This is a genomic window from Psychromonas sp. MME2, from assembly GCF_040566515.1.
Taxonomy (GTDB): Bacteria; Pseudomonadota; Gammaproteobacteria; order Enterobacterales; family Psychromonadaceae; genus Psychromonas.
This window is the reverse complement of record NZ_JBEWXI010000015.1, coordinates 26,563-40,812: the sequence shown is the minus strand read 5'-3', so window position 1 is coordinate 40,812 and position 14,250 is coordinate 26,563. Positions and strand designations below refer to the sequence as shown.

Genomic DNA, 14,250 nt, shown 5'->3' with positions numbered 1-14,250 from the left:
GCACATTAATATGTGCGTTTTTATTACCATTATAAAACCCATTAACAAGCTCTCCTCGTTAATGGGTATCTTATCAATTAGCTACAGCGTATTTAATCTCCGCCTGCTCCATTAATTCAGCAATAAATGCTTGATAAATTGAATCAGAAGTCGAACGTTGCAATATTTCATTAATTTGCGCAGCCATTGGGCTATTATCCGTGGGCTGTTCAATGACAGAGAGTAATTCAACAACGATATAATCACCTGAAGTCGTTTTAACCCAATCACGCATTACATTTTCATCTACTGGCTTAGGCATCTTAAATAATTTTTCAATCACTTGATAATCATAATCACGACTATAACGAGTAAAATTAACATCATTGACAAAGTTAAGATTTTTATCACTCAATTGCTCTGCAATAGATTCATTGGCATTTAATTTCACGACAATCGACTTAGTAAACGCCATTGCATCTGCACTTGCTTGCTCAGCTTTAAGTTGTGTCGTAATAACATCAGTCACTTCAGTTAACGGTTTTGTAGAAGCGGGCTTATAATTGTTAATTCGTACAACTATTGATTTATTATCACCTAACTCGATTACTTCAGAGTTCACCCCTTCAGCACGGAAATCAGCATCAAATATTTTTTGCAAAACCGCTTTATTTACGAGAGCTTGAGGAGCTTCTTCAGCACTAAATAGTTCAGTATGAACGACTTCACCATTAATGGCGTTAGCTGAATCAGTTAAATCATCAGGTGATTCAAATGAAACTTCGCTAAGTTGCTGGTGCATTTCAAAATAAAGCTCATTCGCTTTATCTTTTAATAGCGCCTTTTTAACTTGCGCCTGCACTTCATTCAAGGGTAAAGTTTTACCTGGTTGAATATCTAACAATTTAATGATGTGGTAACCATATTGAGATTTAACAAGTCCCGATACAGGCGCATCAACTGTCAATGCAAAAGCCGCTTTGTCAAAAGCGGGATCCATCACCCCACCTTCGAACCAGTCTAATTCACCATTATTTTTAGCTGATAAAGTATCCTCTGACTTTTCACGCGCAAGTAAGGCAAAATCACTGCCATTATTAATATCCATTAATATGGCTTGTGCTTTTTGTTTTGCTTGATCGTTATCGCCTTGCACTAAAATATGTGCCACTTTACGACGTTCGCTACGTTTATAATCGGATTGATGATTATCATAGTAATTTTCTATATCCGCTTGATTAACGCTTACCTGAGAGGTTAATTGGTCACCATCTAACAGCACGTAATCAACACTGACTTGTTCTGGATATTGAAAAAGTTGTCGATTATTTTGGTAATAAGCGTCTATTTTATCTGCATTGATTATATTATCTTTGACAAATTCATCAGACTTAACGGTCAACACATTAGCAATACGTTGCTGAGATTGTAGTTGTTGCACCAACGAAACTTCTGTAGGTAGAACAAATTCACTATCAACCAACATTTGTAATAATTGACGACGAGTTAAATCTTGTTTCATACTTTCACTAAATTGTGCCGGGGTATAATTGACACGACGCAACACAGATAAGTATTGTTCATTATCAAATTTACCATCAACTTGAAATTCAGCCATTTCACGAATGGCATTTTTAATTTGCTCATCACCGACACGTAAGCCCATTTCCTTAATAGCCTGCGCTATTAACGCTTCAGAAATTAACGTTTGAGTTGCTTGAGCTTTAAGTTGCTGAGCAAAATTAGGATTGGCGGCAAGAATATCGAATTGTTCACCATATTGTTGCTGCAAACGCTGACGTTCATTTTGATAAGCTTTTTCCACACTTGCTTGGCTAATTTCTTGATCATTAACAATAACGGCAGTCGTAGCACTGCTGCCGCCTAAATATCCACTTATACCTGCTAAAGCAAAAGACAAGATGATAACGCTTAAAATAACTTTAGCCGCAATCCCCTGTGAACCTTCGCGCAATTTATCTAACATAACAATTCTTCTCTGAGAAATTTCAAACAAAAAAGCGCATCAAATGACGCGCTTCATTCATTATTCAACAAACAACAAATTAAACGTTGATCGCATCTTTTAATGATTTACCCGCTTTGAATGCTGGTACTTTAGCTGCTGCAATTTGAATATCGCCACCAGTTTGTGGATTACGGCCAGTACGAGCAGCTCTTTCTTTAACAGAAAAAGCACCAAAACCGATCAGTGAAACATTATCACCTTCAACTAATGCAGTTGTTACACTTTCAATAAAGGCGTCAAGTGCACGACCAGCAGCTGCTTTAGATATATCTGCACTTTCAGCGATATTATCAATTAGTTGTCCTTTGTTCATTTTTTATATCCCCATTATTATAATTTTGTTGTTTATCCAGAAATGAGTGATAAACACGCTTAAACATCCAAGACGTTAGGCTACGTTGCTATTTAAATCGGTGCAAGTAAATTTATAAAAATTTGTACTGAAGCCCCCATTTTATGTAGCTTATGAGCTATTTTTCAATATTTTCCACGGAAAAACCTTTTAAACTATCCTGCAAGGCAACCTCTAATACTTCATCAATCCAACGAACAGGTATAATTTCCAATTGGTTTTTAATATTATCAGGAATATCTTCAAGGTCACGGGTATTTTCAAAGGGAATTAATACCGTTTTAATGCCCCCTCTACGTGCAGCTAATAACTTCTCTTTTAACCCGCCAATAGGTAAAACTTCACCACGTAATGTTATTTCTCCCGTCATTGCCACATCAGCACGAACAGGAATCCCCGTTAAACTAGATATTAATACCGTGCACATCGCAGCGCCTGCACTTGGACCATCTTTTGGCGTTGCCCCTTCAGGTACATGCACATGAATATCACGTTTTTCATGAAAATCAGAATTGATGCGCCATTGTTCCGCCTTAGCACGAACAACCGTCATTGCAGCCTGAATAGACTCCTTCATGACATCACCTAGGGATCCAGTATAAGTTAATTTACCTTTCCCAGGAACAGACGTTGCCTCGATAGATAATAATTCTCCGCCGACCTCAGTCCAAGCAAGGCCGGTTACTTGCCCAACTTGATTGTCTGATTCAGCTTTGCCGAAATCATGGCGATAAACACCTAAGAAATCTTTTAAATTATCAATGGTCACATCGACCTTTTTAAGTTTTTTATCTAACAATATTTGTTTAACAACTTTACGGCAAATTTTTGAAATTTCACGCTCTAAACCACGAACCCCAGCCTCTCGCGTATAATAACGGACAATGCCAATTATGGCGCTATCATCGATATTTATTTCCTTCTCATTTAAGCCGTTGCGTTTAACCTGTTTGCTAATTAAATGCTGCTTGGCAATATTCAATTTTTCATCTTCGGTATAGCCAGATAAACGAATGACTTCCATACGGTCCAATAATGGACCTGGAATATTCATTGAATTTGAAGTGGCAACGAACATAACATCGGATAAATCGTAATCCACTTCAAGATAATGGTCATTAAAACTATTATTTTGCTCCGGGATCGAGAACTTCTAATAGTGCCGAGGCAGGATCACCACGCATATCGGAAGCCATTTTATCAATTTCATCCAATAAGAATAGTGGGTTTCTAACCCCCACTTTACTCATTTTTTGAATGATTTTACCCGGTAAAGAGCCAATATAAGTACGACGATGACCGCGTATTTCCGCTTCATCTCGAACCCCACCCAAAGCCATCCTGATATACTTACGTCCCGTAGAACGAGCAATAGACTGACCTAATGAAGTTTTACCAACACCAGGAGGACCAACTAAACATAAGATAGGCCCTTTTAATTTATTAATACGTGTTTGTACCGCTAAATACTCTAAAATACGCTCTTTAACTTTATCTAACCCATAATGGTCAGCATCAAGTATTTCCTGCGCTTTAGCAATATCCTTTTTAACGGCGGTACGTTTTTTCCACGGCACATTAACAAGGCTTTCGATGTAGGTACGAATGACACTCGCCTCTGAAGACATCGGTGACATCATCTTCAATTTTTTAAGTTCAGAAACGGCTTTTTCATAGGCTTCGCTAGACATGCCCGCTTTTTCTATTTTTTCCGCGAGTTGATCATAATCATTTTGACCATCTTCAGATTCACCTAACTCCTTTTGGATAGCTTTCATCTGCTCGTTTAGGTAATAATCTCGCTGACTACGCTCCATCTGTTTTTTAACACGGGTACGGATGCGTTGCTCTACTTTAAGGATGTCTTCCTCATTTTCCATCATCGCCATTAAAAATTCAAAACGTTCGGTAATAGAGGTGATCTCTAAAGCGGTCTGTTTATCTTCAAGATTTAATGGCATATGAGCTGCAATGGTATCAGCTAAGCGCTCAGCTTCATCTATTCCATTAACCGATGCTAATACTTCCGGTGGTATTTTTTTATTTAATTTAATATAGGATTCAAACTGACCAAGTACAGTTCGTAATAAAGCTTCTTCCTCTTTTTCATCCACAGGTTCACTTTCTAACAAACTTACTTCGGCAAAAAAGTATTCATTATTTTCAATATTTTTAGTTAATTGAGCACGTTGTACGCCTTCAACTAATACCTTTACAGTACCATCAGGTAATTTTAATAACTGCAGTATATTGGCAACCGTACCAACACTATGTAGATCTCCTATTTGAGGATCGTCTAATGAAGCTTCCGTTTGTGCAACGAGTAAGACCTTTTTTCCCTGCTCCATCGCAGCTTCTAAACAACTAATCGATTTTTTTCTACCAACAAAAAGTGGAATGACCATATGTGGATAAACCACTACGTCTCGTAATGGTAGGACTGGCAGGGTTAATTGCAGTTCTGATTCTGTTTTCATAATATCCCCAATGCCTGCTTTTGTTTTTTATATGGCAGGTCAGTTTAAATAGCGTTATAGCTAATACTGGGGATTGTATGAAAAATTTCAAGATAGTAAATGAAAAAAGGGAGCAATTTGCTCCCTTTAATGATGATTATGCGTTTGACTGCTTATTTATCAGACGAAATACGTTGAATTTGATCATCACTATAGATCATTATCGGCTGAGATTCGCCTTTAATAACATTTTCATCAACAACCACTTTACTGACATTATCAAGGGATGGTAAGTCATACATTGTGTCGAGTAGTACCGATTCAACGATTGAACGCAATCCACGTGCCCCAGTTTTCCGCTTCATCGCTTTTTTAGCCATTGCAATTAAAGCGTCCTCTCTAAATTCAAGCTCAACATTTTCCAGCTCAAATAGTGCGGCGTACTGTTTAGTAATCGCATTTTTAGGCGCGGTTAATATTTCAACAAGCGCACTCTCATCTAACTCAGTTAAGGTAGCAACAACAGGTAAGCGGCCAATAAACTCAGGAATTAAACCATATTTCGTTAAATCCTGTGGTTCAACTTTTCGGAAAGTATCACTCAATGTAGCCTGACTGTTTTTATCTTTTACTGTTGCACCAAAACCAATGCCAGCGCCAGTATCTACACGTTGTTCAATAATTTTGTCTAGGCCTGAAACGCACCACCACAAATAAATAATATTTTTGATGTATCAACCTGAATAAATTCTTGGTTAGGATGTTTACGTCCCCCCTGTGGCGGAATAGAAGCAACGGTACCTTCAATTAATTTTAATAAAGCTTGCTGTACCCCCTCACCTGATACATCACGTGTAATTGAAGGGTTTTCTGATTTGCGCGTTATTTTATCAATTTCATCGATATAAATAATACCGCGTTGTGCTTTAACTGGATCGTAATCACATTTTTGCAAAAGCTTTTGAATAATGTTTTCAACATCTTCCCCAACATAACCTGCTTCCGTTAGGGTGGTTGCATCAGCCATCGTAAATGGCACATCTAACAAACGCGCCATCGTTTCCGCTAGTAATGTTTTGCCACTTCCCGTTGGACCAATTAAAAGAATATTACTTTTACTTAATTCAACACCGTTCGTCACATCACCATGTTTAAGTCGTTTATAGTGATTATAAACCGCCACAGATAATACTTTTTTAGCGGTATCTTGACCAATCACATAATCATCTAAATTGGCGCGAATTTCATGTGGCGTCGGTAATTTTTTATCGCTGATATTAGCTTGAGCTGTATTGCTGATGTCGGCAATTTCTTCTTTGATAATATCATCACACAGATCGACACACTCATTACAAATATAGACCGAAGGACCTGCAATTAATTTTTTTACTTCATGTTGGCTTTTTCCGCAAAAAGAACAATAAAGTAGGCTATTACTATCGCCCTTACTGCCGTACTTATCTGACATTTTTAGTTCTCCTTACTATGCACGCTTAGACAAAACAGAATCAACAATACCATACTCAACGGCTTCATTGGCACGCATAAAGTTATCTCTATCGGTATCTCGCGCTATGATGTCAATATCTTTCCCTGTGTGGAACGCTAACAATTCGTTCATGCGCTGTTTAGTTGCAAGGATCTCTTTCGCATGTATTTCGAAATCAGAAGCTTGCCCCTGAAAGCCACCTAATGGTTGATGAATCATCACTTTTGCATTCGGTAAACAGTGACGTTTACCAGGTGCACCACTTGCTAGTAAAAATGCGCCCATGCTAGCTGCCATGCCCATACAAACAGTACTTACTTCAGGTTTAATAAATTGCATTGTATCATAAATGGCCATCCCAGCACTGATTGAACCGCCCGGTGAATTAATATAGATATAAATATCTTTTTCAGGGCTTTCTGATTCTAAAAAAAGAAGCTGTGCAGTGATAAGGTTAGCCATGTAATCTTCTACTTGGCCAGTTAAAAAAATCACTCGTTCTTTTAATAATCGTGAGTAAATGTCGTCGTAGAATCGCTCGCCTTTTGCCGTTTGTTCCACAACCATTGGAATAAGCGCGTTACTAATTGGATTCGTGTTTACAGCAAATGGATTTGACATTTTCTATCCTAATAAATTTTTAATATTGATACACTAAAGACGAAAATGGCCCGAGTGAGATCACACGAGCCATTGAAATCAAACACTACATAAAATAGACAGCAGGCTATTAAGCAACTGTTTTATTCATAACTTCGTCGAACGATTTGTTCACTTCTGTTACTTTAGCTTTTTCTACTACAAAATCAACAGCTTGCTCTTCCAATGCAACATTTTCAATATTTTGCATCATCTCTTTATTGTTTTTATAGTATTCAACAACTTCAGCTGGGTTTTCGTAAGCTGATGCAGCAGATTCAATTAACACTGTTACTTTATCTTGATCAACTTTTAAATCATTAACCTTGATAAGTTCACCTAGTAATAGGCCTACTTTAACACGTTTTTCTGCTTGCGCAGTAAACAGTTCAGCAGGTAACTCAGGCATGTTTTTAGGATCCATTTGCTGACCGTAACGCTCCATAGCTTGCTTGCGTAGTACGTTCACTTCACCTTCAACTAATGCTTTAGGTACTTCAATCTCATTCGCTTCAACAAGCGCTTCTAATACCGCATTTTTTACTTCATTTTTAAGAGATTGCTCTAATTCACGAACCATGTTCTTTTTAACATCGCTTTTCAGGCTATCAATTTCACCATTTTCAACACCAAATTTTTGCACAAATTCAGCTGTAATTTCAGGTAACACCTGCTCTTCAACTTTATTTAATTTAATAGAAAATTGTGCTGCTTTACCTTTAAGGTTTTCTGCATGGTATTCTTCTGGGAAGTTAACATCGATAATAAACTCTTCACCCGTTTTTTTACCAACGATTCCATCTTCAAAACCAGGGATCATGCGTTTACTACCAAGTACAATTTGGAAACCTTCAGCTTTACCACCTTCGAAAAGTTCGCCATCAATTGAACCTTCGAAATCAATACTTACTTGATCATTATCAGCGGCTTCACGTTCAACAACACTCCAAGTTGCATGTTGTTTACGTAAAGTTTCAATCATTTTATCAAGATCAGCGTCAGTTACTTCTGCAGTCACTTTTTCGATAGATAACTCTTCTAATGCTTTTAACTCAACTTCAGGGTAAACCTCAAAAGTTGCAGTAAATACAAATTCTTCACCTTTTTTACGTGCTTTTGGCGCAACTTTAGGGGCACCAGCTGGATTTAATTTTTCCGCAACTACCGCTTCAAAGAAATTACGTTGCATCACGTCACCAGCAACTTCATGCTCAATTGCCGGGCCAAAACGTTTAGCAATAACAGATGCAGGAACTTTACCTGGACGGAAACCATCAACACGTTGTGTTTTTGATAAATGACGGATTCGGCCATCATATTCTTTTTCAAATACGTCAGCAGCAACAGTAATAGTTAGCGTGCGCTCTAGACCTTGTGTTGACTCAACAGAAACTTGCATTTTATTTCCTTTATCTTTTACGTTAATTTTTAAGTTATCTTAAGACTTTATTAATTGGGATTAATAAAGAAATTTCAAGAGCAATGATGAATTATTTCAGATGGCTCGCTGTTTGACTACTTAAAGTTTATTTGATTGATGAATTTTAAGACGCGCTATTATAAACACTGTTTACGGGTTAGTCGAGTTTTACACCAAGGCAAATGTGTATTCTTGGGCACAGTTTCACTGTTCCCACCTTTCATTTTATATATTTAGTTGACATTTTAGCCCTTATAAACACTATTTATTACCCTTTTGTGGTGACTACTAAGCAAATATAGGAATGGGCTAGAAGGCTAAATTTATGCATTGTTAAACGCATTTTTAATTTAATGATGCCGTTATTCAGTTAAAACAAAAAACCTTTTATACCAGAAAAAACGATTTGCGCGCCAATCGCGGAAACAAATAATCCCGTTATTTTAGGTAAAATTTCTAAACCTTGCTTACCCATTAAATCTTGTAATCTATTGGATACGAGCAAAACCCCCGCAAGAGAAAAGACAGCGGCAAGCAATGCCACGACAACGACAAGAATATCGTAAATGCCTTGTAATTCGGCACCAATAACCATCAATACCCCATCATCCCGGGGCCGATAGTGCTCGGTATCGCCAAGGGGACAATCGCAAAGTCGCTGCCTCTTTTGGTGTTATTAGACGCCACATCATCACCATCATTGCCACGGATCATATCCAAAGCACTTAAAAACAATACGGTACCGGCACCAATCTTAAAGGCCTCTAGTGTAATACCAAACATACTAAAAATATATTTACCAAATAATAAAAATATTAATCCGGTAATGATAACGGCAACCGACGATTTAAAAACAACATTTTTCTTTTCAATTTTGTTAAGATTTTTACTCATTGTCAAAAACACAGACATCACAAAGAAGGGAGTCATCATAAAAAAGAGTTTTAGATATAAAGTGAAAAATTGATCCATGAAAAATCCTATAATAAGTGCAATCAAGATGGGGGCGATGCTAACATATAAAAATAGGCACCGAAAAAATAAAAACAATTTATTTAGATTTGCTGTTATGGCAAGGTAATACCTTCACACTTTGCGTTTAATAACTGTTGCAGTTTCGATGCGGCCAATTCGATTTCAACGCCTCGTTTACCGGCGCTAACATAAATTGAAGGAAAATTTAAGGCACTATCATCTAACACCGTTACGATCCTTTTTTTTTGCGCAAAAGGGCTAACACCACCTAATACATATCCCGTCGATCGAAGTACATCGTTTTTATCTGCCATCATCGCTTTTTTAACCATAAAATGTTTCGCTATTAATTTCATACTTAATTTTTTTGCCACCGGAATGATAGCAACGACCAATTGATGATTATCTAAGCAGACCACTAAAGTTTTGAAGACTTGCCGCGCATCTAAATGTAGTTTTTGTACGGCTTCTAATCCATAACTTTCACCATTCTTATCGTGTTCATATTGATGTACTTGAAAGTCGATTTGTTGCTTTTTAAGATAATCTATTGCAGGAGTCATATGGGTCTCAAAAATTAAAATAGGGGATATAATTACTCACCGATAATGCGATTTCTACCGCTCTGTTTCGCCTTATATAATAAACCATCAGCACGTTGCACCATAGTTTGAATACTTTCAGCAGCTCTTAATTGAGTGACGCCAAGACTAATAGTAATGCGATGTTGCTCAACGACCATATTTTTTTCTACGTCCTCACGAATACGTTCGCATACAACCAGCGCCCTATCCAAGCTGGTTTCAGGTAATAAAATAATAAATTCTTCCCCCCCCCAACGATAGACCATATCCATATTACGAAGAATATCATTAAAATGGACAACCAATGACTTTAAAAATTTATCACCTAAATCATGCCCATATTTGTCATTTATTTTTTTAAAACGATCGATATCGATAAACGCTAGGCACAATGGATGTTGATGACGAAGATGACGTTCCGCTCCATATCCGCATTTATAATAAACTTACGGCGATTACCCGCTAAGGTTAAGGGATCATGTAATGCGGCTCTTTCCGCTTCTTCTCGCAATTTATCGGTTAACAGATAAGCAGCCTTTAAGGCCTCTTCACGCATTTTTATTTGCTTAGCTAAATGTCGTTGCAATATCCACAAAAAACCTAACGCAAAGGCGACACTATATAGACCATAACTTAATATGGATATTTGCTGTATCACATCGCGATTAATCCATTCATGGCTAATTTTATCAATAACTGCATTCGATATACGCAACAGGGTCACTACTGCAAACGACAGCACAATACAAAGGGTAAATTTATACTCGGTTGCAGGCCACTTACTATGAATGGGTTTTAATAATACGGCCATTGTCAATATGGAATAGACAAGAACAAATCCAGAAAATACTACAATTTGCATGTTCGCATCAAATTTTATGTAGCGATAATAACTAAATAGAATAATGAAAACGGCGAGAGAGAGTACAACTGATTTAAGGGGGAATGCTAACCCTTGAAAGTCACGTACGCCCTGCCATAAAAAAATTATCCAGAGGAGATAAATAGTATTGGCAATAACGGCTGAAATAAATGAAGGGAAATAGTCGTCAAATGAAATAAGTAAATCACTACTAATCAAACAGATAAAACTTAACGAGATCCAACCTAAGCTAGAACAATACTCCTGCGTTCTCCAAATCACTATCATTAAAATAGCGACAATGAATGAGGTAGAAAGGTTAGCAATAAAAAGCGTTTGAACATCTAAATTCATTAGCGCTCCATAGGGGCTGAAAAGGATAACAGTGCTAGCTACTATTTATTATATTGTAGTCCCAAATCATATTTATATTGTTAATAATTATCATTTTCAAACATTTGTAAGCGCGACACGAGTCGACTTGAACGCTGAGTTTTATCTTTAACCGCATTCGCCAGCAATGCTAAATCAGCAAATAGTGTGAGCCTTTTTTTAGCGCGCGTTACCCCTGTATAGATAAGCTCTCGCGTAACAACAGGAAGATGAGTCTCTGGCAACACCAACAGTGTATGTGCAAATTCTGACCCTTGACTTTTATGTACCGTCATCGCAAAAACAGTTTCTAAACTCGGTAAGCGACTGGTTTGAAAATCAGCAACCGTGCCATCACTCATCTGAAAATAGACACGTAACTGCTGTTTATCGTCCATTAAACATAGGCCGATATCACCATTAAATAGACCTAAATGATAATTGTTTTGTGTGATCATAATTGGACGTCCATGATACCAAGCAGTTCGACTACTGCTACCTGCATTAACGGGTAAGGTTATTAGACCTGCTTTCATTAATACCCGTTCACAACGTTTATTAAGACCTTCAACAGCCCATTCTCCTTGTCGCGTGGCACACAAAATTTTAAATTGATTAAAAGCGTGCAACAACGTCTTGGCGGTCTCTCGATTTGCCTCCCCTATCGCGACTAATTGGGATAAATAAGGGCGATAACCCGCCACAATAAATTCATCTAATTGTGCAAAACTTAATTCATTATTGGGGAAATAGCTAAGATCTGCATATTCATGACAGAGCGATGATATCTGTTTGTTAGTTACACGCCCTGAATTTATCGCTTTGGCTAAATATCCTATGCCAGAAAATTGATCAAAGCGATAACTTTTACGTAATAAACAGAGATTATCTGCCATATTAGCAACGCTTTGAGTTTGCGTTTGTAATGTGCTAAACCCCGTTAACTGCGCAAGTTGCTGCGCTTTTTCATTGCTATAGCCTGACTCGATAAAAGAACAAATATCACCTAAAACAGCCCCCGCTTCAACCGAAGCTAATTGATCTTTATCGCCTAATAAAATTAAACGCGCATGGTCGGGAAGTGCCATTAATAGCTTAGCCATCAGAGGTAAATCAACCATCGAAGCTTCATCCACCAGCAATAAATCTAGATGCAATTTTTTACTACTGTTATGGCGAAAATGGTTGCTATTAGCTTGCACACCTAATAGGCGATGGATAGTGGTTGCTTCACGAGGAATCAATGCTTTGATCTTTTCATCAATATCAAGGTCATCGACAGCATGGCAAATCGACTCAGTTAATCGCGCCGAAGCTTTTCCCGTTGGTGCAACCATTTTTATGACCATTTGCGGTTGTACTTGTAATAACAACGCCAATAACTTCGTCACCGTCGTCGTTTTGCCCGTCCCGGGGCCGCCAGAGATAACGCAACGGGCGGAGGTTAATGCTAACGCTGCACTCACCTTTTGCCAATCACAGCGATCAGTATCAGCAATGAGTTTATCCAGTGCCTGTAAATCATCACAGCCCTTCGCTTCTGTAAAAACGGCTTCTATCTTTGTCCAATCTAAAATATTGTCCGGCAATATATCTAAATAAGTTTCACATAACCGAGCGATTGATTGGCTCTTATCTGCACACCATGCTTGCCAAAGATAAGCGTAATTAATGTTAAACAAAGCGTCTAAATACGTTTTTATATCGCCGTGTAAAACAATTTTTGGTTGATACAAAAATTTATCTACAATTAACTGTTCAAATTGAGCATAACGGGCTAAATACAAGGCATTAAATTGTAACTGCAAGGGAGCCGCATCACCAATACAGGGGGATTCCATCAACAATGCGTGCATTTCTTGGTCGTTATGCAGCAGAGATTCAATATTATGATCCTGACAAAATTGTTGTAGGTTGATATCACTACTTAAACACTTTTCATTTACCCGTTGCACAACCATATCTAGTGGCAAACAGATATGACCGAGCCCTAAATGGTCACTACATAAAGTGGCACATAAGGTGGTGAGGTTATCTCCACCTATATCATGAATGAATTTGCCAAAGTGGTAATCAATAGCACGTAACAACCCTAGTTCTTTCCATTGTTTTAGTACGCTTAACATAGTGACTCCGATGACAAGGTTGGCTCTATTAGAGCTGGCAATGTCTGCCCCGAAAATAATTTATCTAGCCCATCAATCAAGGCAAAACTGGGTTTATTGAAATAGACGCCATAGTGATTATCGCCCTGCATACCACGAATAAAGGTATAAAAAACACCACCAATATGTGTTTCGTAATCATAATTTGGTAAGCGCGACCTCAGCAGACGATGTAATGCCAAAGTATATAATTGATACTGGAAATCATAACGGTGCTCTATCATAGCCAGCTCCATAGCCTCTTGGCTATAGCACTGCAAAGTATCACCAAGGTGATTAGATTTATAATCGAGCAGATAATATTTCCCTTGAAACTCAAAGGTTAGATCTATAAAACCTTTAATAAAGCCTTGCACGCTAGCAAATTGTAAATCACCGGCACGAGCTGAAAGTGGATCAAAATGTTGGATAATTTTATTCACATCTCGCGCATGCAATAATTGCATGTTTATGAAAAACTGCATCTCAACTTTGATTTGCGGCGCACTTAACTGACTCAATGTCAGCCCCTGTACAGGGAGTAACTCCTGGTGCAGAATTTGTTCAAACCAAGTGGTTAGAATAGGCGTCCATAATTCAGCGTGATTATACAGATGTAGTTGTAATTGTTCATCAATAACAGCATGCAAATGGCTACTATCGCTTTCCTGAAAATTTATTAACTCAAATAGATAATGTAAAAAACTACCGTGTTTTGCCCCCCTCGGAAAGGTAAACGGGCTTTTGATGGGGTCCATCACCGCAACAGACTCCCCAGTTGCACTCTGCACATCCTGCGCAACCGTGCTGTGTTGGCGTGATAATGCCGAATAACTACTAATGTAAAAATTTCTTTCGATGTTACCTTTAAAAATAGGCGGCTGCTGTAAATGAGTCGATGGCTGTTGTTGTTGATAACTCACCTCTTCTGCACTCGGCGCTGGACGAG

Annotated in this window: 11 protein-coding genes and 2 pseudogenes; all 13 read right to left on the bottom strand. The window is 38.0% G+C overall.

Translation table 11 applies throughout. The annotated features are described in order from the left end of the window. Positions 1-73: 73 nt before the first annotated feature. Positions 74-1,966, bottom strand: a complete 1,893-nt coding sequence (locus AB1A03_RS15540; protein ID WP_354625525.1) for a SurA N-terminal domain-containing protein — start codon at positions 1,964-1,966, stop codon at positions 74-76. A gap of 79 nt (positions 1,967-2,045) precedes the next feature. Further along, positions 2,046-2,321, bottom strand: a complete 276-nt coding sequence (locus AB1A03_RS15535; RefSeq protein ID WP_354625524.1) for an HU family DNA-binding protein — start codon at positions 2,319-2,321, stop codon at positions 2,046-2,048. A 157-nt stretch (positions 2,322-2,478) separates the two neighbouring features. Beyond that, a pseudogene (gene lon, locus AB1A03_RS15530) lies at positions 2,479-4,837 on the bottom strand (endopeptidase La). A gap of 152 nt (positions 4,838-4,989) precedes the next feature. Then, positions 4,990-6,284 (bottom strand): annotated as a pseudogene (gene clpX / locus AB1A03_RS15525) (ATP-dependent protease ATP-binding subunit ClpX). A gap of 15 nt (positions 6,285-6,299) precedes the next feature. Beyond that, positions 6,300-6,926, bottom strand: a complete 627-nt coding sequence (clpP, locus tag AB1A03_RS15520; protein WP_354625523.1) for an ATP-dependent Clp endopeptidase proteolytic subunit ClpP — start codon at positions 6,924-6,926, stop codon at positions 6,300-6,302. Between the two features lie 109 nt (positions 6,927-7,035). Next, the gene (gene tig, locus AB1A03_RS15515) at positions 7,036-8,343 is read right to left on the bottom strand and encodes a trigger factor (RefSeq protein WP_354625522.1); all 1,308 of its coding nucleotides are present in this window, start codon (positions 8,341-8,343) and stop codon (positions 7,036-7,038) included. 391 nt (positions 8,344-8,734) lie between these two features. Beyond that, positions 8,735-8,959: a MarC family protein gene (locus AB1A03_RS15510; RefSeq protein WP_354625521.1), complete on the bottom strand. Its 225-nt coding sequence runs from the start codon at positions 8,957-8,959 to the stop codon at positions 8,735-8,737. After that, a complete protein-coding gene (locus tag AB1A03_RS15505) occupies positions 8,959-9,336 on the bottom strand; it encodes a MarC family protein (protein WP_354625520.1) in 378 nt (125 codons plus the stop codon). Before AB1A03_RS15505 ends, AB1A03_RS15510 begins: the two co-directional genes overlap by 1 nt. Before the next feature lie 95 nt (positions 9,337-9,431). Further along, complete coding sequence (gene ybaK / locus AB1A03_RS15500; protein WP_354625519.1) at positions 9,432-9,902, bottom strand: Cys-tRNA(Pro) deacylase; 471 nt, start codon at positions 9,900-9,902, stop codon at positions 9,432-9,434. 32 nt (positions 9,903-9,934) lie between these two features. After that, the gene (locus tag AB1A03_RS15495) at positions 9,935-10,315 is read right to left on the bottom strand and encodes a GGDEF domain-containing protein (protein WP_354625518.1); all 381 of its coding nucleotides are present in this window, start codon (positions 10,313-10,315) and stop codon (positions 9,935-9,937) included. After that, positions 10,306-11,139, bottom strand: a complete 834-nt coding sequence (locus AB1A03_RS15490) for a hypothetical protein (protein ID WP_354625517.1) — start codon at positions 11,137-11,139, stop codon at positions 10,306-10,308. Before AB1A03_RS15490 ends, AB1A03_RS15495 begins: the two co-directional genes overlap by 10 nt. Positions 11,140-11,219: 80 nt before the next feature. Next, positions 11,220-13,283 (bottom strand): exodeoxyribonuclease V subunit alpha, encoded by a 2,064-nt coding sequence (gene recD, locus AB1A03_RS15485; protein WP_354625516.1) that lies wholly within the window; start codon positions 13,281-13,283, stop codon positions 11,220-11,222. After that, on the bottom strand, positions 13,277-14,224 hold the full coding sequence (locus AB1A03_RS15480; RefSeq protein ID WP_354625515.1) for a PD-(D/E)XK nuclease family protein: 948 nt from the start codon (positions 14,222-14,224) through the stop codon (positions 13,277-13,279). Before AB1A03_RS15480 ends, recD begins: the two co-directional genes overlap by 7 nt. Between the last annotated feature and the right edge of the window lie 26 nt (positions 14,225-14,250).